This is a genomic window from Citrobacter amalonaticus, assembly GCF_018323885.1.
Classification (GTDB): Bacteria; Pseudomonadota; Gammaproteobacteria; order Enterobacterales; family Enterobacteriaceae; genus Citrobacter_A; species Citrobacter_A amalonaticus.
Window position 1 is genome coordinate 193453 of record NZ_AP024585.1, and the last position, 24871, is coordinate 218323.

Annotated in this window: 22 protein-coding genes; 10 read left to right on the forward strand and 12 right to left on the reverse strand. The window is 53.0% G+C overall.

Annotated elements, in window-relative coordinates; genetic code table 11:
• The first annotated feature begins 196 nt into the window (after window positions 1-196).
• Both KI228_RS00955 and KI228_RS00960 read left to right on the forward strand, forming a co-directional pair.
• On the forward strand, window positions 197-604 hold the full coding sequence (locus KI228_RS00955; protein WP_224267565.1) for a winged helix-turn-helix domain-containing protein: 408 nt from the start codon (window positions 197-199) through the stop codon (window positions 602-604).
• 239 nt (window positions 605-843) lie between these two features.
• A complete protein-coding gene (locus KI228_RS00960; protein ID WP_042998585.1) occupies window positions 844-1317 on the forward strand; it encodes a 4Fe-4S dicluster domain-containing protein in 474 nt (157 codons plus the stop codon).
• Between the two features lie 34 nt (window positions 1318-1351).
• On the opposite strand, the gene avtA is transcribed toward KI228_RS00960, so the two are convergent.
• Complete coding sequence (gene avtA, locus KI228_RS00965; RefSeq protein WP_042998584.1) at window positions 1352-2605, reverse strand: valine--pyruvate transaminase; 1254 nt, start codon at window positions 2603-2605, stop codon at window positions 1352-1354.
• A 172-nt stretch (window positions 2606-2777) separates the two neighbouring features.
• Window positions 2778-4808 (reverse strand): alpha-amylase, encoded by a 2031-nt coding sequence (malS, locus tag KI228_RS00970; RefSeq protein ID WP_044267528.1) that lies wholly within the window; start codon window positions 4806-4808, stop codon window positions 2778-2780.
• Between the two features lie 316 nt (window positions 4809-5124).
• Here malS and KI228_RS00975 point away from each other — a divergent pair, with 316 nt between their 5' ends.
• On the forward strand, window positions 5125-5949 hold the full coding sequence (locus tag KI228_RS00975; RefSeq protein ID WP_061069355.1) for a protein bax: 825 nt from the start codon (window positions 5125-5127) through the stop codon (window positions 5947-5949).
• A gap of 50 nt (window positions 5950-5999) precedes the next feature.
• Here the strand turns inward: KI228_RS00975 and xylR are convergent, their stop codons facing one another.
• From xylR to xylF, 4 genes are all read right to left on the reverse strand, one after another.
• Window positions 6000-7178, reverse strand: a complete 1179-nt coding sequence (gene xylR / locus KI228_RS00980) for a D-xylose utilization transcriptional activator XylR (RefSeq protein ID WP_042998581.1) — start codon at window positions 7176-7178, stop codon at window positions 6000-6002.
• 83 nt (window positions 7179-7261) lie between these two features.
• Complete coding sequence (gene xylH / locus KI228_RS00985) at window positions 7262-8443, reverse strand: xylose ABC transporter permease XylH (protein ID WP_044328306.1); 1182 nt, start codon at window positions 8441-8443, stop codon at window positions 7262-7264.
• Entirely contained in the window at window positions 8421-9962 is a 1542-nt protein-coding gene (locus KI228_RS00990; RefSeq protein WP_042998579.1) for a xylose ABC transporter ATP-binding protein, read from the reverse strand. Before KI228_RS00990 ends, xylH begins: the two co-directional genes overlap by 23 nt.
• A gap of 78 nt (window positions 9963-10040) precedes the next feature.
• Complete coding sequence (gene xylF / locus KI228_RS00995; protein ID WP_042998578.1) at window positions 10041-11033, reverse strand: D-xylose ABC transporter substrate-binding protein; 993 nt, start codon at window positions 11031-11033, stop codon at window positions 10041-10043.
• Between the two features lie 363 nt (window positions 11034-11396).
• On the opposite strand from xylF, the gene xylA reads away from it, so the two are divergent.
• The 3 genes from xylA (at window position 11397) to yiaB (ending at window position 14786) form a co-directional block, all read left to right on the forward strand.
• A complete protein-coding gene (gene xylA, locus KI228_RS01000) occupies window positions 11397-12719 on the forward strand; it encodes a xylose isomerase (protein WP_042998577.1) in 1323 nt (440 codons plus the stop codon).
• A gap of 97 nt (window positions 12720-12816) precedes the next feature.
• Window positions 12817-14271, forward strand: a complete 1455-nt coding sequence (xylB, locus tag KI228_RS01005) for a xylulokinase (protein ID WP_044253776.1) — start codon at window positions 12817-12819, stop codon at window positions 14269-14271.
• Window positions 14272-14438: 167 nt separating this feature from the next.
• Complete coding sequence (yiaB, locus tag KI228_RS01010; RefSeq protein ID WP_042998575.1) at window positions 14439-14786, forward strand: inner membrane protein YiaB; 348 nt, start codon at window positions 14439-14441, stop codon at window positions 14784-14786.
• 130 nt (window positions 14787-14916) lie between these two features.
• On the opposite strand, the gene KI228_RS01015 is transcribed toward yiaB, so the two are convergent.
• On the reverse strand, window positions 14917-15912 hold the full coding sequence (locus KI228_RS01015; protein ID WP_044267733.1) for an acyltransferase: 996 nt from the start codon (window positions 15910-15912) through the stop codon (window positions 14917-14919).
• A 176-nt stretch (window positions 15913-16088) separates the two neighbouring features.
• On the opposite strand from KI228_RS01015, the gene KI228_RS01020 reads away from it, so the two are divergent.
• The 3 genes from KI228_RS01020 (at window position 16089) to glyS (ending at window position 19481) form a co-directional block, all read left to right on the forward strand.
• A complete protein-coding gene (locus tag KI228_RS01020) occupies window positions 16089-16394 on the forward strand; it encodes a YsaB family lipoprotein (RefSeq protein WP_042998574.1) in 306 nt (101 codons plus the stop codon).
• Between the two features lie 96 nt (window positions 16395-16490).
• Window positions 16491-17402, forward strand: a complete 912-nt coding sequence (gene glyQ / locus KI228_RS01025; protein ID WP_042323214.1) for a glycine--tRNA ligase subunit alpha — start codon at window positions 16491-16493, stop codon at window positions 17400-17402.
• A gap of 9 nt (window positions 17403-17411) precedes the next feature.
• Complete coding sequence (glyS, locus tag KI228_RS01030; RefSeq protein WP_061069354.1) at window positions 17412-19481, forward strand: glycine--tRNA ligase subunit beta; 2070 nt, start codon at window positions 17412-17414, stop codon at window positions 19479-19481.
• Between the two features lie 79 nt (window positions 19482-19560).
• Here the strand turns inward: glyS and cueP are convergent, their stop codons facing one another.
• The 4 genes from cueP to KI228_RS01050 all read right to left on the reverse strand — a co-directional run bounded on the left by cueP (window position 19561) and on the right by KI228_RS01050 (window position 22681).
• Complete coding sequence (gene cueP, locus KI228_RS01035; protein WP_061069353.1) at window positions 19561-20100, reverse strand: copper-binding periplasmic metallochaperone CueP; 540 nt, start codon at window positions 20098-20100, stop codon at window positions 19561-19563.
• 178 nt (window positions 20101-20278) lie between these two features.
• On the reverse strand, window positions 20279-20491 hold the full coding sequence (gene cspE / locus KI228_RS01040) for a transcription antiterminator/RNA stability regulator CspE (protein WP_000014594.1): 213 nt from the start codon (window positions 20489-20491) through the stop codon (window positions 20279-20281).
• A 272-nt stretch (window positions 20492-20763) separates the two neighbouring features.
• A complete protein-coding gene (locus KI228_RS01045) occupies window positions 20764-21054 on the reverse strand; it encodes an HTH-type transcriptional regulator (protein WP_042998571.1) in 291 nt (96 codons plus the stop codon).
• Window positions 21055-21310: 256 nt separating this feature from the next.
• Complete coding sequence (locus KI228_RS01050) at window positions 21311-22681, reverse strand: MFS transporter (protein ID WP_061069352.1); 1371 nt, start codon at window positions 22679-22681, stop codon at window positions 21311-21313.
• Between the two features lie 443 nt (window positions 22682-23124).
• Here KI228_RS01050 and KI228_RS01055 point away from each other — a divergent pair, with 443 nt between their 5' ends.
• Complete coding sequence (locus tag KI228_RS01055) at window positions 23125-23835, forward strand: DUF3053 domain-containing protein (RefSeq protein WP_042998569.1); 711 nt, start codon at window positions 23125-23127, stop codon at window positions 23833-23835.
• Window positions 23836-23877: 42 nt separating this feature from the next.
• Here the strand turns inward: KI228_RS01055 and ghrB are convergent, their stop codons facing one another.
• Window positions 23878-24852 carry a glyoxylate/hydroxypyruvate reductase GhrB gene (ghrB, locus tag KI228_RS01060; RefSeq protein WP_044253762.1) on the reverse strand — a complete coding sequence of 325 codons (975 nt, stop codon included), beginning with the start codon at window positions 24850-24852 and terminating at the stop codon, window positions 23878-23880.
• Between the last annotated feature and the right edge of the window lie 19 nt (window positions 24853-24871).

A 24871-nucleotide genomic window follows, 5' to 3' on the forward strand; every position in this document is an offset into this window, starting at 1 on the left:
TTTTTAGAGATTATTTAACTGTGCCTGGATTGATCTTTTAGGTTTTCAGTCTGCACTTTGCTTGCGGCGAGATTAAAATGAACGCTTCAGGTATCTATTGAAATTAACTCTATTTTTTTTAAACTTGCGTAAGACAATATCTACAAGGACTTACACATGTTTAGCTATCGATAGTTCAGTAAAACGTGAGTATGTAATGATGGAATACCAGTTACATGGATTTATGATAGGTCGGGAAATATTTTTTGATATCAGTGAGTCGAGAATTTTCAGGCTGCCGGTAAATAAAATGGACAGTGTAATTGCATTTGGTGGCGTATTTTTTAACCGCACAATGCTACGCTTGTTTGTTTATCTTTTACTGAACGCCAGGACCCATTATGTTTCAAAAGATGAGTTACTCGTCAACGTCTGGGAAAAAAATGAATTAAGTGCTTCCACACAGCGTTTGTCTACGATGGTTAAAAATCTCAACAACAAATTATATTTGCTGGGATTACCTCAGCATTCCATCGTTAGCGTAAAAGGAAGCGGATACATACTGGCACTGGATAATATTCAACCGCTCTACAGTGCGGTTGATGAGGCAGATTATCAAATATAGGTATCACTCAATCGGGTGCCAGCTTATTCCGCAGCGTGATGTCGCCTGCGGATTATTCCCCTGGACGTCAACGCCCAGGGTTTTTTTTATGCGTCAGGCAGAAATCCGGTCGTAAGTATAAGGCGAATCCCCTGAACGTTTCTGGCATCTGACAAAATTCGACCATTTCCCCTGTTTGATCAAGGCAGCCGCGCTATTCTCTCTGGCACTCTGTGGTTTTATGGCGGGGGGAGGGTGCAATGAACCGGTTTATCATGGCGGATGCGACTAAGTGTATTGGCTGTCGTACCTGTGAAGTCGCTTGCGTGGTCTCGCATCAGGAGAATCAGGACTGTGCCGCGGTGTCAGCAGAACACTTTGTCTCGCGCATCCGGGTTATTAAGGAAAATACCTTTACCACCGCCGTTGCCTGTCATCAGTGTGAAGACGCACCGTGCGCCAATGTTTGCCCGACACAGGCCATTCGTCGCGATCGTGGACACATTTTTGTTGAGCAGGTGCGCTGTATTGGTTGTAAAAGCTGCATGTTGGCGTGCCCGTTCGGCGCAATGAACGTTGTTGCACAAACCTCGCGCGTACAGGCGGTGAAATGCGATCTCTGTTGGCATCGTGATACGGGGCCAGCCTGCGTGGAGGCTTGCCCGACAGGGGCATTGAAGTGTGTGGATGCGGCGAGCGTGCAGCGCCAGCGTCTGCACGCTCAGCCTTTATAAGCGCATTACCCGGCCCGATCAGGCCGGGATGGCGTTACTGATTTTCCTTCCAGGCGCGCTCCACCTCTTCAGCCAGAATTTTCACCCCAGCTTCAATTTTCTCCGGATCGGGAACATAGTTCATGCGCATACACTGGTGCGTGTGCGGCCAGGGTTTATCGAGCCCCGGGAAGAAGTAATGTCCCGGCACCATCAGTACGCCGCGTGCTTTCAGACGCTGGTAGAGTAACTCGGTGGTGATCGGCAAATCCTGGAACCACAGCCAGAGGAAAATTGCCCCTTCTGGTTTGTGAATTAAGCAGCGATTTTCAGGTAAATAGCGGCGAATGATCGCAATGGTTTGCTGAACACGCTGAAAATAGAACGGTTTGATGACTGTTTCTGACAGTCGCATCAGGTCGTTACGCTTAATCATTTCGCACATCATGGCCGGCCCAATCCCGCCTGGCGCAAGGCTAATGATGCCGTTCATATTGGCGATGGCCGTGATGATTTTTTCATTGGCGATGATGATACCGCAGCGTGAGCCGGGCAGTCCCAGTTTGGAGAGACTCATGCACAGCACAATGTTGGGATTCCACAGCGGGCGCGCTTCGCTGAAAATAATGCTCGGGAACGGCACGCCATAGGCATTATCAATGACCAGTGGAATGTCGTGCTGGTTGGCAAGCGTATCGAGTTTTATCAGCTCTTCATCTGTGATGACGTTACCCGTCGGGTTAGTTGGCCGGGAGACGCAGATCATCCCGGTCTCTTCACCAATATGCAGATGTTCGAAATCTACGTGATACTTGAACTGACCCTCTGGCAGCAGCTCAATATTGGGACGCGCCGAGACGAACAGATCCTCTTCCAGCCCGGAATCCGCATAGCCGATATATTCCGGTGCGAGGGGGAACAATACCTTTTTGGTAGTCCCATCAGCGCGGCGGCCTGCAAAGAGGTTAAACAAGTAGAAAAACGCACTCTGACTGCCATTTGTTAGCGCAATATTCTGCGGTTCGATATCCCAACCCAGATTTTCACGGAGCAGCGAAGCAAGCGTGGTCAGCAGCTCGGTTTTCCCCTGCGGGCCGTCATAATTGCAAAGCGCATCAGTGAGTTTGCCGTTTTCCAGCATCTCAGTCAGGAGCGTCTGGAAGTAATCCTGCATCGCCGGGATTTGTGCCGGATTACCGCCGCCCAGCATGATTGCGCCTGGGGTGCGTAAACCGTCGTTGAGGTCCTCCATCAGGCGGGTAATGCCTGAATGGCGGGTGAATTTGTCGCCGAAAAGTGAAAATGTCATAACGGATGGTCTGTCAAACGCTGAGTCGAAGTGAGTTACCTTAACGCTAGCACTGGCAGGGTGCAAATCGAGCTGAAACGGGTGCTTTGACGTTTTATGCTTATAATTTTCTTCAGTGTAGTGTTTTGTTTTGCTGCGTCTGAGGGGTTCTGACCTCAGACGCCGGTTTACGTTAACGCTGGCCTGCCCAGATGACCATCACCGAATCGTCGCCGTGCTGGCGAACGAAGCCGTATCCCTGTTTGAGTGAGAGCGTGGTTTGCCTGCCTGCGCCGATGGCCGGATGCCGGGCTCTGAACTGACCGAGGCGCTGCCAGTGGGTAACGTTGTCGGCCAATTTTCCGCTGACATCCTGCCAGTTCATCTCAGAGCGTGTGCCCTGTAACGGATCAGAGCCTGTGGGGCCGAAAGGTCGCGCGGACTCATCGCCATAGAATATTTGTACAGCGCCGGGCGCTAACAGTAGCAACTCAGCGGCTTTATCTCCGCCTTCACGGAACAGACGAGTATCATGCGAGGAGAGATAACTCAATACATTGAAACTCTGTAACTTTTCCGCCATCTGCTGCCAGACGAGCTCCATACCTGACAGGCAATCGACGGCTTTTGCGGCCTGCTCCTGATAGTCAAAGTTGATCATCGCGTCAAAACCGTGGCGATAGTAGTCGCTCTGCATTACGCCGTGACCCCAGGCTTCACCCGTCATCCAGAACGGCTTATCATCGAGCGCTTTGTCCGGATTCGCTTTTTTCCATTCAACCAGTGCCGCGCTGGCCTGCGTTTTTAACTGTTGCCAGGCCGGAAGTTCGACGTGTTTTGCCGTGTCGACGCGAAATCCATCGACACCGTAATCGCGCACCCACTGACTCAGCCAGTGGGTCAGGTAATCCCGGGGCGTGTAGCCCTCAATGGCTTTCGCGCGCGTGTTGGCTTTATGTTGATAAAACACCGGCAGACCAGATGGGGTCGTCGATTCGGTTTTCAGATCCGGCAGGAAAGCCAGCGACATTGTGAGATCGTCAAAGCCAGGATTGTCGTAATCGCCAATGTCAGTGCGGATCCACGCTTTCCCCCACCATTTTTCCCAGGCGGCCTTATCGCTAAAGTTGATGTAATCATTGAAGCTGTGCCAGCTCTGCCCGGCGGCAGGTTTCCAGTCTGTCCAGCGCTCACCGAGCGTTTTTTTCAGCTCATCGCCAGAAAGGTAGAGCGCGCCGAACTGATATTCCTGCATGTCTGCCAGCGTGGCGTAGCCGGTGTGGTTCATTACGACATCAAACAGAATGCGGATCCCGCGCCGGTGTGCGCCGTCAATCAGCGCACGCAGGTCGGCTTCGTTGCCCATGTTGGCATCAAGCGTGGTCCAGTCCTGCGTGTAATAACCGTGGTAGGCATAGTGCGGGAAATCGCCTTTCGTGCCGCCACCCACCCAGCCGTGGATCTGTTCGAACGGAGCGCTTATCCATAATGCATTCACGCCCAGTTGTTGCAGATAATCCAGTTTGTGAGTCAGACCGCGTAAATCGCCGCCATGAAACGTGCCGATTTCCTCCATGCCGTCCTTATGGCGACCATAACTCTGGTCATTGGACGGATCGCCGTTCTCGAAGCGGTCGGTGAGCACAAAATAGACCGTGGCGTTGTGCCAGTCGAACGGCGCTGGTGCGTCGGTCTCTGCCCGTTCCAGCAGTAACAGGCCATTGCTGGCAGGTGCGGGTTGCAGGGTTATCTGACCGTTTTTCACCGTGGCGGTCTGTCCGCTGTAAAAATCGCGTACCACGCTCCCTTCCGGGAAAGTCTGCGCGACCGCTAACGTCAGTGGCTTTCCATCCCACTTCGGACACTGGCGTGCCACATTGGCGGTAGGTTCGGCTTCGCGCGGCAGCGTAATCATTAACGTTGGCGTACCAGAACGGGTATCGATTTCCATCGTATAACGGCCATCTTTGAACAAACGCCATTGCGGCGGGGTCCCTTCGCACGGGATCAGCGACAGCATCTGATTGAGTTTTATCGTATTAGCCGGCTGCCAGCACTGTTGGTCAAAATTGAGCGTTAAGGAACGAGTACCCTTCGTCAATTCAGCGTGACTGGCAAACTTACCGGTTCCCTCCGCGGTAAAAGAGGGGAAGCCCTGAGACGTCCATGTTGCGGCGCTCGTGATGCCTGGCAGTAGCGCGAGGGCGATGGCAGCAAGTTTCATTGTGCGGTCCTTTTTGCGGCGATTTTAACCAGTTTGCCTGAGAACCCGCTGACGAAACTCATCCTTCAACTGCATTCAACCAGGATGAGGGGCGCGGATGAGTGATTTTGGGCAAAAAATAGCCTTAATTTGCGATAACCACCACAAATCGTTCGAATTAGTTCCTTGTGGGATAGTTTATGCGTGACACGGTTTCGGAATTGGCCTATTCATTAGGGTGCTCTTGATCGCTATTTTTGATATGATTTGAGATTCAACTCTCAAAATTGTGAAAAATATAAGGTGTTGGAATGATTCAATCCGACCAGGAGACCTAATGATATTGACTCCCATACGACGATATGGGGCAATGATTCTTATGTTACTCACCATCGTATTTTCGGGTGAGGTGCTGGCAAAGACGCACACAACAACATCGAGTCAAAAGCCCCACGTAACCAAGACAAGTAATAAACAGGTAAGCAGTAAACAAGAGTATTCTCGCAATAGTGCAAAGAGCAGTTCACTTCCTGATTTGCGAAAATACCCTTCCGGAACACCAAGGAAAAAAGCGTTTCTCCGGACGGTTATGCCTTATATTACCAGTCAAAATGCGGCGATTACTGCCGATCGTAACTGGCTGATCTCAAAGCAGTATCAGAATCGCTGGTCACCGACTGAGCGTAAGCGCATGAAAGATATTGCGAAGCGCTACAAGGTGAAATGGTCGGGCAACACCCGGAGTATTCCGTGGAATACGTTGCTGGAGCGCGTAGACATCATCCCGACCAGTATGGTGGCGACGATGGCTGCGGCAGAAAGCGGTTGGGGTACTTCTAAGCTTGCGCGTAGCAATAACAACCTGTTCGGCATGAAGTGTGCGAAAGGGAGTTGTAACAATGCGCCAGGTAAAGTGAAAGGTTACTCGCAGTTCGATTCCGTCAAAGAGTCGGTCAGCGCCTATGTAATCAATCTGAACACGCATCCGGCTTACGCCTCTTTCCGTAAATCACGCGCACAGTTGCGTAAAGCGGATCAGGAAGTAACGGCGACAGCGATGATTCATAAGCTGAAGGGTTATTCAACGAAGGGGCAGAGTTACAACAACTATCTGTTCGCGATGTATCAGGATAACCAGCGATTAATCGCAGCCCATATGTAATCCCCGAACGCCTTCTGCAAAGAAGGCGTTTTTGTTTCGGTCCCACCGCATCACATCAACACTTCACTGTTCAGATCGCGATATTCTTTCGGCGTCGTGTCGTACTCTTTCTTAAAAACGGAATAGAAATACTGCAGCGAAGGATAGCCGCACATCTGCGAGATTTCGTTGATCGACAGCGTCGTGGAAATCAACAGGCTACGCGCTTTCTCCAGCTTTTCAGCGTGGATCACCGCATGAATGGTCTCTCCCACTTCTTCTTTAAATCGCTTCTCCAGATTGGAACGTGAAATCCCAACCGCATCCAGTACCTGATCCACCTTGATGCCTTTGCAGGCGTGGTTACGGATATAGTGCATCGCCTGAATAACGGCGGGATCGGAGAGGGAACGGTAGTCTGTCGAACGACGTTCAACGACGCGCACCGGAGGCACCAGGATGCGCTGGAGCGGCAGTTCCTCATCGGCCAGCAGGCGATGTAGCAGCTTTGCCGCCTGATAGCCCATTTGCCTCGCGCCCTGAGCCACCGAAGACAGCGCAACCCGTGACAGATAGCGGGTCAGTTCCTCGTTATCAATGCCAATGACGCACAGCTTTTCGGGTACCGGAATATGCAGGTGTTCGCAGACCTGAAGAACATGGCGGGCGCGGGCGTCAGTGACCGCGATAATACCCGTCTGCGGCGGCAGGGTTTGCAGCCAGTCCGCCAGTCGATTTTGCGCGTGTTGCCAGAGTTCAGGCGCGGTTTCCAGTCCCTGATACACCACCCCCCGATACTTCTCCTCCGCCACCAACTGGCGGAAGGCATGCTCGCGTTCCGCCGCCCAGCGCTTTCCGCTGGAGGCCGGCAGGCCGTAGAAGGCAAAGCGGTTGACGCCTTTTTCTTTCAGGTGCAAAAAGGCGCTCTCAACGAGAGCATGGTTATCGGTGGCAATATAATGGACAGGAGGATAATTTTCCGCCAGATGATAGGAGCCTCCGACACCGATGATGGGCACATGGACGTCAACTAACAATCGTGCGATTTCATCGTCGTCATAGTCAGCAATCACGCCGTCACCTAACCACTCTTTGATGTTATCAATGCGGGCGCGGAAGTCCTCCTCAATGAAGATGTCCCATTCGGATTGCGAGGCTTGTAGATATTCACCGACCCCTTCCACCACCTGACGGTCGTAGGCTTTATTGGCATTAAATAACAGGGTAATACGGTGACGTTTATCAAACATGGTTCTGTCTCTGCTCACTCTTTCATAAACGACAATGCCGGACAGGAGTGACCGGCATAAAAATAGCCCTATTTTTCAGCAGCTCAGGCGCGGCGTTTTGTCGCTGAATCCATCCATACTGCCAGCAACAGAATCGCTCCCTTCACGATATACTGCCAGAACGTTGGGACATCCATCATACTCATTCCGTTATCCAGAGAAGCCATAATAAATGCACCCATCACTGCGCCGGCAACGCTGCCGACGCCACCCGCCAGGCTGGTTCCGCCGATGACGCAGGCGGCAATGGCGTCCAGTTCGGCGATGTTTCCCGCCGATGGCGACCCGGCACCGAGACGCGAACTGAGAATGAGCCCGGCAATCGCCACCATCAGACCATTGATGGCGAACACCGCTAGTTTGGTCCGCGCGACGTTAATGCCGGAAAGACGGGCGGCCTCCAGATTGCCCCCTATGGCATAAATACGTCGGCCAAATGCGGTTCGTGTCGCCATGAACATCCCGGCGAGCAGCAAAAATACCAGCAGCAGAACGGGCGTCGGCACACCGCGATAATCATTCAACAGCCAGATGGCGCCTAACACAATCACGGCAGTTAATGCCTGGCGGCCCACTACGCTGGTTGACGCCGGGGCATCAAGACCCAGGGACTGCCGGCGCATGCGCCCGCGCCACTGCCAGCCGATAAACGCCATCAAACCCATCGCGCCGAGGGTGAAGCCCAATCCATTGGATAAGTAGCTTTGCCCAATCTGCGACATGGCGGAGCTGGTCGGCGATACGGTTGTACCATTGGTGATGCCGATGAGGATACCGCGAAACGCCAGCATCCCGGCCAGAGTCACAATAAATGAGGGAACTTTGCGGTAAGCGACCCACCAGCCATTCCAGGCGCCGAGCAGCAATCCCAGCGCCAGCGTGACGATAATGGTGAACGGCAGCGGCCAACCCAGCCAGACGTCGCAGATAGCCGCGACGCCGCCCAGCAGTCCCATCATGGAACCGACGGAGAGATCGATTTCCGCTGAGATGATGACGAATACCATGCCGACCGCCAGGATCCCCGTAATCGCGGTCTGGCGGAGCAGGTTGGAGACGTTACGTGCGCTGAGATACGCACCGTCCGTTGTCCAGGTAAAGAACAGCATGATCACAATGATGGCCGCGATCATCACGAACACCTGTAGATTCAGCGATTTAATCCCAGGAAAAACGCCCGTCAGTGGGGCGGTGAGTTTAACGTCAGACGGATTGTTTTTCGACATGATGTTCGCTCCTCAAAGCGGCTTCCATCACCTGCTCTTGCGTCAGGTTATGATTGACCAGGTTGGCTTTCAGTTTTCCTTCATGCATCACCAGAATGCGGTCGCTGAGCCCCAGCACTTCGGGCAATTCAGACGAAATGACAATTACGGCGATACCCTGCTGAACGAGCTGGTTAATGAGCTTGTAGATTTCATATTTCGCGCCGATATCGATGCCCCGGGTAGGCTCATCAAGGATGAGAATTTGCGGGTTAAGCAACAGGCAGCGCGCCAGAATGGCTTTTTGTTGATTCCCACCGCTCAGACGTCCGATCGCCAACTCAGGAGAAGACGTTTTGACTTTGAGACGTTGCAGGGATTCGAGGATGCATTTGTATTCGGCGGCATCGTCTAACTGGCTTACCTTGCCAGTGAACTGATCAAGCGCGGCGAGGGTAATGTTTTTCCCCACCGCCATGACCGGCACAATACCATCGCGTTTGCGGTCCTCCGGAACCATGGCGATCCCGTGGGCGATGGCCTGCTGGCAGTTGCGGATGTTAACGGACTGACCGTCAATCACCACCTCTCCTTCCCAGCGCCCGGGCCAGACGCCAAACAGACACTGAACAAGCTCCGTGCGTCCCGCGCCGACCAGACCAGCAATCCCCAGGATTTCGCCGCGCTTTAGTGAGAAGGAAACGTCATTCACGCGCCGGATATGGCGATTGACGGGATGCCAGGCCGTGAGGTGATCAACGCGTAAAATCTCTTCACCCGTGGTGTGAGGTTCGCTGGGGTAGAGTGCAGTGAGTTCGCGGCCAACCATCATGGTGATAATATCGTCTTCGCTCATGCCAGCCGCGTCGCGGGTGCCAATATGCTTGCCATCACGGATCACGCAGATCGTGTCGGAAATGGCTTTCACTTCGTTCAGCTTGTGTGAAATGTAGATGCAGGCGATATCGTGCTGTTGCAGATCGCGGATGATCTCCAGCAGCACCGTTGTTTCCTGTTCGGTGAGTGACGCTGTCGGCTCGTCCAGAATCAGCAGGCGCACTTGTTTATTCAGCGCTTTCGCAATTTCAACCAGCTGTTGCTGACCAAGGCCCAGTTCGCCCACCCGGGTATCGGGCGAAATTGCCAGACTGACCTGCCTGAGCAATTTTTGGCAGCGCAGGGTCATCATGTCGTAATCCAGCACGCCATGACGGCTTATTTCGCTACCGAGGAAAATATTCTCCAGCACGGTTAAGTGCTTAACCAGTGCTAACTCCTGATGGATGATGGCAATCCCTTTGCGCTCGGTATCACGAATATGGTTGGCCTGTAGCGTTTCTCCAGCAAATACAATTTCACCTTCGTAACTGCCATGGGGATAAATACCGCACAGTACTTTCATCAGCGTCGATTTACCTGAGCCATTCTCGCCGCATAATGAAATAATTTCACCGGCATTCAGTCTGAGGCTGACGTTGTCAATCGCCTTGACGACACCGAAGGTTTTGGTGATGTTCTTCATTTCAAGTAGACAGGACATAGCGACTCCGCAGTAGCCAATGAGAGAACCGGGCGTAGTGGGAAATGCGCGCCCGCAGCCATCGCTGGGGCGCTGCGCTTACAGTTCGCTCTGCTTATGGAATCCGTCTTTAATCACGGTCTCATTGATGTTGTTTTTGTTAACGTCAATCGGCGTCAATAAGCGGGAGGGGACATCTTTCAGACCGTTGTTTAACGTAGCGTCGGCTTTAGGCTGCTGTCCGTTACCCAGTTCTACGGCGATTTCGGCGGCGGTATTGGCCAGCAGCGTAATCGGTTTATACACGGTCATTGTTTGTGTTCCTGCGACAATGCGCTTGATACCCGCAAGGTCGGCGTCCTGACCTGAAATCGCCACTTTTCCTGAAAGCCCTTGCGCACTGAGCGCCTGAACCGCACCGCCTGCCGTCGCGTCATTAGAGGCGACAACGGCGTCAATGTTGTTATTGTTCGCGGTTAAGGCGTTTTCCATAATTTTCAGCGCATTTTCCGGCAGCCAGCCGTCAACCCACTGATCGCCAACCACCTTTATTTTTCCGGAATCGATATACGGTTTTAAAACTTTCATCTGCCCGGCGCGGAAGAGTTTGGCATTATTATCGACCGGCGAGCCGCCCATCAGAAAATAATTTCCCTGAGGGACACGTTCAACTAATGCCTGGGCCTGTAATTCACCGACTTTTTCGTTATCAAATGAAATATAGAAATCGATGTCTGCGTCATTGATCATGCGGTCATACGCTAAAACTTTAATACCTTCCTGTTTCGCCTCTTTAACCACGTTACTTAATACTTGTCCGTTATAAGGAATAATAACGAGGACATCCACGCCTCGGTTAATCATATTTTCAATCTGCGACATCTGGGTTTCTTCATTCCCGTTCGCGGACTGGACAAAGACTTTTGCGCCAAGCGATTCGGCTTTGCTGACGAAAATATCGCGATCTTTCTGCCAACGTTCGAGGCGCAGGTCATCAATCGCCATGCCGATTTTAATTTCTTTGGCATGTCCTGCCACGCTGGTGAGCAAAAGGGAGGTGCAGACAGTGAGTAAGAGATTCTTCATCTTCATAATCGTGATGCCTTTCGTTAGAGGGAGCAACAATAAAAGTAACAATCACAGCATAAGACGTTGCAGAATTTAGCAATTCATACGGGGAAGACAATTACAGATTTTTATCTTGCGGTTACGAAATTTGGTTTATTTCCTGAATTATGACCAGGATCGTACTTTTTATGGTGAAGACTGAATGTTGCATTTATGCCAGCAGAGTACCCATTTTTTGCAAATGGATATTTTTATTTTGCGAGGTGGCGCACACTTGTGAATTCTCTCAATAGCAGTGTGAAATAACATAATTGAGCAACGGGAGGGGAGTGCTCAATATTACGACATGACCTATTCTCGTCGTATTTCCTGATTATGGAGTTCATTATGCAGGCATATTTTGACCAACTCGATCGCGTTCGTTATGAAGGCCCCCGTTCCACTAATCCGTTAGCATTCCGTCATTACAACCCTGATGAGATCGTATTGGGCAAACGGATGGAAGATCATCTGCGTTTTGCAGCCTGCTACTGGCATACCTTCTGCTGGAACGGGGCTGATATGTTTGGTGTCGGGGCGTTTAATCGTCCGTGGCAGCAACCGGGGGATGCGCTGGCGCTGGCAAAACGTAAAGCGGACGTCGCGTTTGAATTTTTCCACAAGCTGCACGTTCCGTTCTACTGCTTCCACGATGTCGATGTTTCGCCGGAAGGCGCGTCGCTGAAAGAGTACAAAAATAACTTCGCCGAAATGGTGGATGTGCTGGCAGAGAAACAAGAGCAGAGCGGCGTGAAACTGCTGTGGGGTACGGCAAATTGCTTCACCAACCCCCGTTATGGTGCCGGGGCGGCGACGAACCCGGATCCAGAAGTGTTCAGTTGGGCGGCCACCCAGGTGGTAACGGCGATGGACGCCACGCACAAACTGGGTGGTGAAAACTACGTGCTGTGGGGCGGTCGTGAAGGGTACGAAACCTTGCTGAATACCGACCTGCGTCAGGAGCGTGAGCAAATTGGCCGCTTCATGCAAATGGTGGTTGAGCACAAGCACAAAACGGGCTTCCAGGGCACGCTGCTGATTGAGCCGAAGCCGCAGGAACCGACCAAGCATCAGTATGATTACGACGCCTCAACCGTTTACGGCTTCCTCAAGCAGTTTGGTCTGGAAAAAGAGATCAAACTGAATATTGAGGCTAACCACGCGACGCTGGCAGGTCACTCGTTCCACCACGAAATCGCCACGGCGATTGCGCTGGGTCTGTTTGGCTCTGTCGATGCCAACCGGGGTGACGCGCAGCTGGGCTGGGATACCGACCAGTTCCCGAACAGCGTAGAAGAGAACGCATTGGTGATGTACGAAATCCTCAAAGCGGGCGGTTTCACCACCGGTGGCCTGAACTTTGACGCCAAAGTGCGCCGTCAGAGTACGGATAAATACGATCTGTTCTATGGCCATATTGGCGCGATGGACACGATGGCGCTGTCGCTGAAAATTGCCGCGCGCATGATTGAGGATGGCGAGCTGGATAAGCGCGTCGCGAAACGTTATGCCGGCTGGAGTAGCGAACTGGGCCAGCAGATCCTGAAAGGACAGATGTCGTTAAGCGAACTGGCGCATTATGCTGAACAGCACAACCTGGCGCCGGTGCATCAGAGCGGTCATCAGGAACAGCTGGAAAACCTGGTGAATCATTACCTGTTCGATAAATAATCGATATCGCCGGGTGACGCAGCGTTTCCTGGTCGGTGATTTGACAAGCCCGGTGAGCGTTGTGGCACCGGGCATTTCAGTTTAAGGAACCCACTCTATGTATATTGGGATCGATCTTGGCACCTCGGGCGTGAAAGCGATTTTGCTCAATGAGCAAGGCGAGGTGGTCGCATCGCAAACGGAAAAACTCACCGTCTCTCGTCCTCATCCGCTCTGGTCGGAGCAAGATCCCGAACAGTGGTGGCTGGCGACCGACCGCGCCCTGAAGGCGTTGGGCAAGCAGCATTCGTTAAGTCAAGTGAAAGCGCTGGGGATTGCCGGGCAGATGCATGGCGCGACGTTGCTCGACAGCCAGCAACAGGTGCTGCGACCGGCCATTCTGTGGAATGACGGACGTTGTGGCGAGGAGTGTGCGTTGCTGGAGTCAATGGTACCGCAGTCGCGCGCCATCACGGGTAACCTGATGATGCCTGGATTCACGGCTCCGAAGCTGCTGTGGGTACAGCGCCACGAGCCAGCGGTGTTCCGGCAGGTGGCAAAGGTGCTGCTACCGAAAGACTATCTGCGTTTACGCATGACCGGTGAATTTGCCAGCGATATGTCTGACGCTGCGGGAACGATGTGGCTGGATGTGGAAAAACGTGACTGGAGTAACGTGATGCTGAATGCCTGCGGCCTGACCCGTGACCATATGCCCGCGTTATTCGAAGGGAGTGAGATTACCGGCAAATTGCTGCCTGATGTCGCAATGGCGTGGGATATGCCTGCGGTTTCTGTCGTTGCAGGCGGTGGCGACAATGCGGCGGGCGCAGTCGGCGTAGGGATGGTCAATGCCGATCAGGCCATGCTGTCACTGGGAACGTCCGGCGTCTATTTTGCCGTCAGTGACGGTTTCCTGAGCAAGCCCGAAAGCGCAGTACACAGCTTTTGCCATGCGTTGCCTGAGCGCTGGCATCTGATGTCGGTGATGCTAAGTGCAGCCTCCTGTCTGGACTGGGCGGCAACATTAACCGGTCTGAAGACGGTGCCGGCGCTGATTGATGCGGCGCAGCAGGCTGATGAGGCAGCCGACCCTGTCTGGTTCTTGCCGTATCTTTCAGGTGAACGTACGCCGCACAATAATCCGCAGGCGAAAGGCGTGTTCTTTGGTCTGACCCATCAGCATGGACCGGCTGAGCTGGCGCGCGCGGTGCTGGAAGGCGTGGGCTATGCGTTGGCCGACGGGATGGATGTGGTACATGCCTGTGGGGTGAAGCCGCAAAGCATCACGCTGATCGGCGGCGGTGCGCGCAGCGCGTACTGGCGGCAAATGCTGGCGGATATCAGCGGCCTGCAACTGGATTATCGCACCGGTGGTGATGTGGGGCCGGCACTGGGTGCCGCTCGTCTGGCGCAAATTGCGATGAATCCGGAGAAGCCATTAGCCGAGTTATTACCGCAACTTCCGCTTGAACAAACACACATGCCTGACAGGCAACGCCATAGCGTTTATCAACAGCGCCGGGAAACCTTCCGTCGTCTTTATCAGCAGCTACTTCCACTCATGTCTTGAGCCTGAATCCCTCCTGTTTTGCAGGAGGGATTAACCCAAAGCATATAAATAATTGATCAATAAATTAAATATATGGATTTATTCTGAAATTCCATTTTCTGTTCATTTTTCAGTGTTGTCTTTCATAGGTTATCCCTAATCTGCATCCGTTGGATAAGGAGATCCCAGTGAAAAGCTCAACGTTAATTTCCTGGTTGTTGCTCATCTCAGGCACATCGACTTACGTTATCGGCTTAGGGATGGCATGTCCCTTACTGAGCGGAAAAGGTTATTTCCTCGGTGTCCTGGTGACCGCAATGTTTGTCACATACGTTTATCTACGTGAGGAAAAACGCGACCAACTGGACGATAGCGTCGTTACCGTGTGCCAACTGGTCGCGCTTATCACGCTGGGGTTGTTTCTGGTCGGCATCCTCAACGCGCCGCTATCACTGAGTGGGCGGGGTCTCTATCCGGTGGCGCTCTTTATGGGTCTACTGGGTTTTGTACGCCTGATTCGTGCATCGGATCATTAAATAAAAAGGGGATCACTTTGCTGTGGGGTTTCCTGGCTTGCTATTTGTTACGGCGTCTGAGACGGCGCTCTCCCTGATAACGGTTTTAGCCTCTCTGAAATGCCCGGCGCCACGACCGGGCATTTCAACATCAACTGACCAGCCTGCGCGTATCGATGCGTTGTAACAGCATTGAAAGCAGTAAACTGGCCACGAGGGTCGCGCTGAAAATCCACAACATATCCAGCGGCGGCCAGCGTTTGATTTCCAGACCGCTGGTGCGCAAGGCATGAATAATGAGCGCATGAAAGCCATAAATGCCGAGTGAATGGCGTGAAATCAGCCCCAGCCCAGGGACCGTTTGCGTATTCAGCGTGTTTTTCACCAGCGTCAGTAGCGCGACTGCACAGATAAAGACCATGGGGCCGCAATAGAGATACCAGGTATCGGCAAAATTGCCGCGCCACTGTAGTTCATGCAACGTCCCACGAGAGATGACCCACACCGCCACCACGAAAAGCCCCGCGCTTAACCAGGAAAGCGCGCGTTTTTGTGTCTCCATCATGCCGATAGCGCGTCCCAGCATCCCGTACAAAATGTAGTAAAAGGTATCGCCGTTGATATACAAATTAATGGGGAGCCACTCGAATCCGCCGACTTTTTGCGACACGGTATTCGGATTGGCGAGAATGCCAATGACCACCATCAGCACCAGCAGCATTTTGCCACTCACGTTTTTCACCTCAATCAGCGGCGAGACCAGATAGATCACGGCGATCGCGAAGAAAAACCACAGATGATAGAACACCGGTTTTTGCAGCAGATTTTTTAAGGAGAGTTCGGCGTTAATCGAAGTAAATAATGTGATGTAGAGCAGGGCAACGGCGCTGTAGAACAGCAGGCACAGCGCGATGCGTAAAAAATGGCGTGGTTGTGCGCTGCGCTCGCCAAAAAAGAGGTAGCCCGAAATCATAAAAAATAGCGGCACGCTGACGCGTGAAGCCGAATTCAGTACGTTGGCAAGATCCCAGTTAACGGGACTGACACTCTGTGCATTGGTGATGTACCAGGTTGTGGTGTGAATCATGACCACCATCAGACAGGCGATCCCTCGCAGGTTATCAATCCAGAAAATTTTGGGCTGCATCAGTTCCTCTGTTTTCGTTTCAAAATGGTCTGACTCACATTTTGTCAGCCTGTCCCGCTGGATTAATCTGAGTTTTTACACTAAAGGTTGTGATGGTCCGATGAGATTCGCAAAATGCGTCTGCCACACCGAACGTAATAATAATAAGACTGATCAGTAAATTAGGCGGTAATAAAATGATGATGAAATCTTTCTTTCCAGCAATGGTGATTCTGTTGCTGGCAGGATGTACACCCTCCCAGCCATCGCCGACACAAAAGGCGCAGAAAGTGAAAGTCAGCCCCACGCGCACGCTGGATATGGAAGCGCTGTGCAAAGATCAGGCTGCGCGACGCTATAATACCGGTACGCAGAAAATTGATGTTACGGGCTTTGAACAATTTCAGGGAAGTTATGAGATGCGCGGCGCTACCTTCCGTAAAGAGAGTTTTGTCTGCTCTTTTGACGCGGATGGGCAGTTTTTACATCTTTCCATGCGTTAAGCCCTGCCTTTTTCCCGTTTCGTACTGTATATCTTGCAGTCAGCGGGTATACTGAACCCTTCCTTTTAAAACCACACGTATCCAGCACGAAATACTATGCAAAAGTTTGATACCAAGACCTTCCAGGGCCTGATCCTGACATTACAGGATTACTGGGCTCGTCAGGGCTGTACCATTGTTCAACCTTTGGACATGGAAGTGGGTGCAGGTACCTCGCACCCGATGACCAGCCTGCGTGCGTTGGGGCCAGAACCGATGGCAACCGCGTATGTGCAACCTTCTCGTCGTCCAACTGATGGACGCTATGGCGAAAACCCGAACCGTTTACAGCACTACTATCAGTTTCAGGTGGTGATTAAGCCCTCTCCGGACAACATCCAGGAGCTGTATCTCGGGTCGCTGAAAGAGCTGGGTATGGATCCAACCATCCACGACATTCGCTTCGTGGAAGATAACTGGGAAAACCCGACGCTGGGTGCCTGGGGTCTGGGCTGGGAAGTGTGGCTGAACGGGATGGAAGTGACACAGTTCACTTACTTCCAGCAGGTCGGCGGACTGGAATGTAAGCCGATCACCGGTGAAATCACCTATGGTCTGGAACGTCTGGCCATGTACATTCAGGGCGTAGACAGCGTTTACGACCTGGTCTGGAGCGACGGCCCGTTGGGTAAAACCACGTATGGCGACGTGTTCCATCAGAACGAAGTGGAGCAATCCACCTACAACTTCGAATACGCGGACGTGGACTTCCTGTTCACCTGCTTTGAGCAGTACGAGAAAGAAGCGCAGCAACTGCTGGCGCTGGAAACGCCGCTGCCGCTGCCTGCCTACGAGCGTATTCTGAAGGCCGCCCATAGCTTCAATCTGCTGGATGCGCGTAAAGCCATCTCCGTCACCGAACGCCAGCGCTATATTCTGCGTATTCGTACCCTGACTAAAGCAGTGGCAGAAGCTTACTACGCTTCCCGTGAAGCCCTCGGCTTCCCGATGTGCAATAAAGACAAATAAGAGGCGGCCATGTCTGAGAAAACTTTCCTGGTGGAAATCGGCACTGAAGAGCTGCCACCAAAAGCCCTGCGCAGCCTGGCGGAATCCTTTGCTGCGAACGTGACGGCGGAGCTGGATAACGCCGGCATCGCGCACGGCCATGTTGAATGGTTTGCGGCACCGCGTCGTCTGGCGCTGAAAATCGCTAATCTGGCGGAATCACAGCCCGATCGCGAAGTTGAAAAACGCGGTCCGGCGATTGCCCAGGCATTTGATGCCGAAGGCAAACCGAGCAAAGCGGCAGAAGGCTGGGCTCGGGGGTGTGGTATTACCGTTGATCAGGCTGAGCGTCTGACCACCGATAAAGGCGAATGGCTGCTGTATCGTGCACACGTGAAAGGCGAAAGCGCCGAAGCGCTGTTGCCGAACATGATCGCTACATCGCTGGCGAAACTGCCGATCCCGAAACTGATGCGCTGGGGAGCAAGCGACGTGCATTTCGTACGTCCGGTTCATACCGTGACCCTGCTGCTGGGCGACAAAGCCATTCCGGCGACCATTCTGGGTATTCAGTCCGATCGCATTATTCGCGGCCATCGCTTTATGGGCGAGCCGGAGTTCACCATCGACAATGCCGACCAGTATCCGCAAATCCTGCTGGAGCGCGGTAAGGTCATTGCCGACTACGAACAGCGTAAAGCCAAAATCAAAGCGGATGCCGAAGACGCGGCGCGTACTATTGGCGGTAATGCCGATCTGAGCGACAGCCTGCTGGAAGAAGTGACCTCGCTGGTGGAATGGCCGGTGGTACTGACGGCGAAATTCGAAGAGAAATTCCTCGCGGTACCCTCTGAAGCGCTGGTGTACACCATGAAAGGTGACCAGAAGTACTTCCCGGTCTACGCCAACGACGGCAAACTGCTGCCGAACTTCATCTTCGTTGCGAACATCGAATCGAAAGATCCTCAGCAAATCATCTCCGGTAACGAGAAGGTGGTGCGCCCGCGTCTGGCGGATGCCGAGTTCTTCTTCAATACTGACTGTAAAAAACGACTGGAAGATCACCTGCCGCGTCTGCAAACCGTGCTGTTCCAACAGCAGCTGGGTACATTGCGCGACAAGACCGATCGTATTCAGGCGCTGGCGGGCTGGATTGCCGGTCAGATTGGCGCAGACGTTAACCATGCCACCCGTGCGGGCCTGCTGTCGAAATGTGACCTGATGACCAACATGGTCTTCGAATTCACCGATACCCAGGGCGTAATGGGCATGCACTATGCTCGCCACGATGGTGAAGCGGAAGATGTTGCTGTCGCTCTGAACGAACAGTATCAACCGCGCTTTGCCGGTGATGACCTGCCGTCTAACCCGATTGCCTGCGCACTGGCGATTGCGGATAAGATGGACACCCTGGCGGGAATCTTCGGTATCGGTCAGCACCCGAAAGGGGACAAAGACCCGTTTGCGCTGCGTCGTGCTGCGCTGGGCGTGCTGCGCATTATCGTTGAGAAGAACCTGAACCTCGATCTGCAAACGCTGACCGAGGAAGCGGTGCGTCTGTACGGTGATAAGCTGACCAACGCGAACGTTGTGGATGACGTGATCGACTTTATGCTCGGTCGCTTCCGGGCCTGGTATCAGGATGAAGGTTACACCGTGGATACCATCCAGGCGGTGCTGGCACGTCGTCCGACCCGTCCGGCTGATTTTGACGCGCGTATGAAGGCGGTCTCGCACTTCCGTACGCTGGAAGCGGCATCTGCGCTGGCGGCAGCCAACAAGCGTGTCTCTAACATCCTGGCGAAGTCTGATGAGACGCTGAACGAGCGTGTTAATGCCTCAACGTTGAAAGAGCCAGAAGAGATCGCGCTGGCGATGCAGGTTGTGGTACTGCGTGACAAGCTCGAACCGTACTTTGCCGAAGGCCGTTACCAGGACGCGCTGGTGGAACTGGCTGAACTGCGCGAGCCGGTCGATTTATTCTTCGAAAAAGTGATGGTGAACGTCGAGGATAAAGAGTTGCGTATCAACCGCCTCTCGATGCTGGAAAAACTGCGTGAGCTGTTCCTGCGTGTGGCGGATATTTCGCTGCTGCAATAAACATCGCGCAAGTCACCACCGCAAACAAACGCTGAAACCTGCCCTCGGGCAGGTTTTTTTATGGACGGGACAGGAAGAGTTACTGCAACTGCAATTCCGTCAGACAGGTCTGGCTGTCATCCTTCGTGGCAATGGCGTGTGATGCCGTTTTGCCGTTGTAGCCCACTTCTATTGTCCCTTCAATATTGCGCGGCAACCAGACGCCGATAAACCCGTTCTGATAGCTTTTGAGCGGTTTCTGAATCAGCACATTGCCTTTGTTATCCGTCACTTTAACGTTGAACGTCGTGTCCGGCATTTCACCCTGGCAGCCGGACAAACTGTGGTTAAAGCACGGGTGCGTCTGCTGCTGGTAAGGTGCAAACGAGAGATAGAATTTTTCGCCCAACGGCAGGGTATACATCTGCCCATCAGAAGCGAGTTTTAACTCGGTACTGGTGATGGAAGCCGAATACGGCAGCGGGCGGGATTGTGGCGTTTGATCGATGGTATCCACGATCTGCTCGACTGACTTACCGGCAAGACCATGTTCGGCAAGGAATGTGGCTTCTGGCGATGCAGCAAACGCGGCGCCGCTGGTGAGTAAACCTAGCGTGAAGAACAACGGGAGTCTGGACATAGCGTCAATTCCATGTGAAAAACAGGGTCTTCACTATAAAGCTTACCCTTAGGGAAAGGTCAAAGGCTGGCCAGGTAAAGTAATGCAAAGAAGGGAACAGGGATATCGAAAGGCGGGCAAGAGATAAAAAAAATCCCCGCCGTCTGGCAGGGATCTTGAATTCTGAGCTTATCTAAGCTTACAGGCTGGTTACGTTGCCAGCTGCCGGGCCTTTAGCGCCGCTTTCGATGGTGAAGGAAACTTTCTGACCTTCGTCCAGAGATTTGTAGCCATCGTTCTGGATAGCAGAGAAGTGTACGAACACGTCTTTAGAGCCATCGTCAGGAGTGATGAAGCCGAAGCCTTTGTCAGCGTTGAACCATTTTACGATACCAGTCATTTTACCGGACATAGTGTATTACCTTTTAAAAAATAAGTGTGCCTTTCGGCGATATGGCGTGCTCTACAGATTTTTTAAGCGTTAAGGAAATGCGCACTACGAGGGGTATCAACGATAACTCTTGAAGGGGACTGCCTTACTAAACTGCTTTAATGGTCTGTACGTCAAACCGTGGAACGCATTAACTCATGTAACGCCTGAGGATGCAACTGTTATTTTTCGCCCGATAGGTTAAGTGGTCAGAAAACGGTCCTGTATCAGGACCGTTCATCAATGATTGTCGATTACTCCATCAACTGCTTACTCAATGCCGGGTTAGCCTGTATCAGGCGCATCAGCTTCAATTCGGTACTGGAGGGTTTAACGCGTTTTGATTCCCACTCCTGTACCAGTGCAACCGTTACGCCTAACGCTCTGGCGAAATCATCCGTTTCCAGCCCGCTCCCCCGGCGTAATTGTTCAAATTCGCTAAAGGGACTTGGCTTATGCGTCAGGGTGATTTTTGATGTTTCTTCTTTAAAAACAATTTGTTCCAGGCTGCTCAGCAGCTCAAACATTGGATCTTTAGATTCCATTGAGAACTCCTTTAAATCACACAGCGAGATCGTGAATTTCATCGAAGCCAGTTAAGAATAGTCGTAAATGAGAAAGCGCGTTGGGCGTCACAGTTTAAGAGGGGGACAAGACTCGTTTCAGCGGCGAGAAGGCGGCGGATTTGTAGCTTGCTAACGATTTGATAACGGGCACTATATCCCGCGTGGTAATGTGAAATGTAAAGATTACGAAAATATGACTATTTCCTGGCAGGCTATTACCTGCCAGGAGGGAAAATCAGGCTTTTTGCGCGGCGTGAGTCGGTGATTCTGTCGGCGTTGATGCGCCAGAGAGCTGGCGTTTACCTGCCCAGTATTTCACCATCAAGGCAAAGGCAGACACTAACGCCGGAATGGCCAGGAATGTAAAGATGGTTTCGAACGCGAGTTGCGCCTGCATCAGGAAGGCGCCGCTAAACGCACCGAGGATGCCGCCGAAACGGCCCAGACCTAACATCCATGCCACACCAGTCGCGCGGCCCTGTGTGGGGTAAAAACCCGCCGCCAGCGCGGGCATGGACGATTGTGCGCCGTTCATGATTGTCCCGGCGATAAAAACCATCACCCCCATGAGCACCAGGCTGCTGGTGGAGAACCCAACCAGGCAGACAAACACCCCGGTCAACAACCAGCCGACCGCCACCACTTTGTTCGGGTTGAATTTGTCCATCAGCGCGCCCAGCACCAGGACGCCAATTCCGCCGCCCAACGGGAACAAGGCGGTAATGATGGACGCCTGGCTCAGCGTGGCCCCTGTTTCACGGATCAGCAGCGGCAGCCAACTGGTCAGCAGATAGAAGATCAGCAACCCCATAAAGTAGGTCAGGCACAGCATTACCGTACCCAGTGCGTAACGCGGCGAGAAGATGACGCCCAGCGCTGATTTCTCTTTAATCTGGCCGGTTTCACGCAGGACAAAGTGCGTCGCTTCCGGTAGCGGGGCGATACGGCGCAGAATGGTGCCAATCTGCTGCTGTGATTTGTTCTTAACCACCAGATAACGGGCAGATTCCGGCAGTAAAACGATCAACACCACTGCCAGCACCAGCGGCATCACGCCGCCGAGGATCAGTACGCTTTGCCAGCCGTAATGCGGGATCAGCCAGGCGGAGACAAACCCACCCATCGACGAGCCAATCGGGAATCCGACGAACATCAGATTCACCAGCAGCGCGCGACGGCGTTCTGGCGCGTATTCACTCATCAGGGTCGCAGCATTGGGCATTGCCGCCCCCAGACCCAGACCAGTTAAAAAGCGCAATGCGGTCAGTTGGTTCAGCGTGCTGGCAAAGGCGGTGAGCAGGCTGAAGCCGCCAAACACCAGAATCGACATAATCAGGACTTTTTTGCGACCGATGCGGTCAGCCATTGGACCCGCGGTGAGCGCTCCGACGGCAAGCCCCACCAGCGCGGCGCTCATGACCGGGCCGAGCGCGGATTTTTCAACGCCCCACTCCTGAACGAGATCGGAGGCGATGAAGCCGATAATCGCGGTATCGAATCCGTCCATCGCGACGGTCACAAAGCACAGCACGAGAATCATCCACTGGTATTTTGAAAAGGGATGCTCGTTGATAAACGCTTGAATATCAGTCGTTTTGTTTGTCATGCGGTTATTCCTGCGAAAGCAACGCGGGGGACAGAGGGGGTTTTTATTTTCTCCACCGCAAGCGTTAGGATTAATTGTGCGATTATCGAACGTTTATTCGTTAATCGTTCAATTAATCAAAACATTGAAGCCCGTGTTCGGCAATCACCCCACCGAGGTTAACGTGCGATAATCGTACGAATTGCCCCTTCACTGGCCGACTTAATGCTGAAAAGCTATTAAAATCATAGAACTACTTCTTGTTAATGCCCTCAGGACAGAGGTGGTAAATGTGATGTGTTTAACAATAAAATAACAATTTGGTCATCGCTATTTCGCCAGACGAATTTCCGCCACAAGATTACGCGGAAGGGGTATCCTGCGAGCCTGACCTGGACTATCCTTGTAAGCCGTAAGGCACGCGTATTGCGCAGTGCGCATTTTTGGGTGAAAGGAGTATTAAAATGGCGACAGGTAAGTCCTGCTCTCGCTGGTTTGCGCCTCTTGCGGCGTTGTTAATGGTAGTTAGCCTGAGTGGGTGTTTTGATAAAGAAGGCGATCAGCGTAAAGCGTTTGTCGATTTTCTACAGAATACGGTGATGCGTAGCGGCGAGCGTCTACCCACCCTGACCGCCGATCAGAAAAAACAGTTCGGTCCGTTTGTTTCTGATTACGCGATTCTGTATGGCTACTCACAGCAGGTGAACCAGGCGATGGATTCCGCGTTGCGTCCGGTTGTTGATAGCGTTAATGCCATCCGTGTGCCACAGGATTATGTGACGCAACGTGGGCCGCTGCGTGACCTGAACGGTTCTCTCGGCGTATTGGGTCAGCAGTTGCAGAATGCGAAACTGCAGGCCGATGCGGCGCATGGCGCACTGAAACAGGCCGATGACCTGAAGCCGGTGTTTGACCAGGTGTATAAGAAAGTGGTGACGACGCCCGCAGACGCGTTGCAGCCGCTGATCCCGGCCGCGCAGATCTTCACTCAGCAACTGGTCCAGGTGGGTGATTTTGTCGCGCAGCAGGATACGCAGGTGAGTTTTGTGGCGAATGGTATTCAGTTCCCGACTTCGCAGCAGGCAAGTCAGTACAACGCATTGATTGGGCCGCTGGCCTCGCAGCATCAGGCATTTAACCAGGCCTGGACTGCGGCGGTTAACGCTATTCAGTGATGAAGCTGCCGGGCAGGCGATAGCGCCTCCCGGCTGTTTTTGTTACCCCGCAACCTGCGGGTTCACGCAGTTCTTCTCGACCTTTCCTTGCAGCGCATCAATCAGATTATCTACCGCGCAGGCCGCCATGTTATAGCGCGTTTCGTGGGTGGCTGAACCAATGTGTGGTACCGCCACAACGTTACTCAGCGACAACAACGGTGAATCAACCGGTAGTGGCTCTTGCTCAAACACATCCAGACCGGCAGCGTGTATTTCGCCCTGTTGCAGTGCGGCAATCAGCGCGTTTTCATCGACCACCGGACCACGTCCGGCATTAATGAAGATGGCAGAGGATTTCATTTTAGCGAACTGCTCTGCGCCAAACAGATGATGCGTCTCGTCGGTCAGCGGCAGGATCAGGCAGACAAAGTCTGATTCCTGCAACAGCGTATCGAGGTCACAGTAGCGGGCGTTGAAGCGCTCTTCCGCTTCCTGATGGTGGCGGCGGGCGTTGTAGAGAATCGGCATGTTGAAGCCGAAGTGGGCGCGCTGTGCCAGCGCAAGACCAATGCGTCCCATCCCGACAATCCCCAGCGTTTTGTGGTGCACATCAATACCAAACCAGTCAGGACCAATGCTGGAGGTCCATTCGCCGACCTTCACGCGCTCGGCCACTTCCACAACGCGGCGAGCGGTCGATAGCACCAGTGCCATGATCGTATCGGCAACGGTTTCCGTCAGCACGGTGGGCGTATGCATCAGCAGTACCTTACGTGCGTTCAGCGCATCCACATCGAAATTGTCATACCCCACGGAGATCGTTGAGGTTGCGCGGAGCGTCGGCATTTTCTCCAGCAGCGCGGTATCGACGGTTTGGCTGGAGCCCAGCAGACCTTCAGCACTGGCAAAGGCTTGCGCGTGTTGTTCAACCGTCTGCGGGCTCAGGTCCGGCACCTGGGTGACGGTGAAATGTTCTTCCAGGCGATGCAGTAAATCGTCAGGTAACGCTTTGTAGAGAATAATGGACGGCTTCATATGACTCTCCATGAGTGAA